At 67.7% G+C, this 294-nt stretch carries 1 riboswitch.

Annotation, left to right across the window (positions count from 1 at the left end):
• Positions 1 to 13 precede the first annotated feature (13 nt).
• A riboswitch (TPP riboswitch) is annotated at positions 14 to 139 on the forward strand.
• Positions 140 to 294: the final 155 nt, after the last annotated feature.

Consider the following 294-nt stretch of genomic DNA (forward strand, 5'->3'; position numbering starts at 1 on the left):
TACTGATCGCACAACCATATACCGGGGGAGCTTGCAGCCGCGCGGCGGCCGGGCAGGCTGAGAGGGGGCGCCGTGCACGCCCCTACCCGCCGAACCTGATATGGGTAATGCCAACGAAGGGAGTTTCCATGACTGACCACCAGTCTGCCGGCGCCGTTGCTGCGCCGAACGTCGCTCGCACGTGCGCCGCATCGAGCGACGTTCGGCCAATCACTCAGATCGATTTCGCTCGCGCCGGCATCTTCACGCCGCAGATGGCCGCTGTTGCCGCCGCCGAGGGCCGCGAGCCGGAGG

Origin of the sequence: Adlercreutzia sp. DFI.6.23 (genome assembly GCF_024462535.1) — a bacterium.
Classification (GTDB): Bacteria; Actinomycetota; Coriobacteriia; order Coriobacteriales; family Eggerthellaceae; genus Adlercreutzia; species Adlercreutzia rubneri.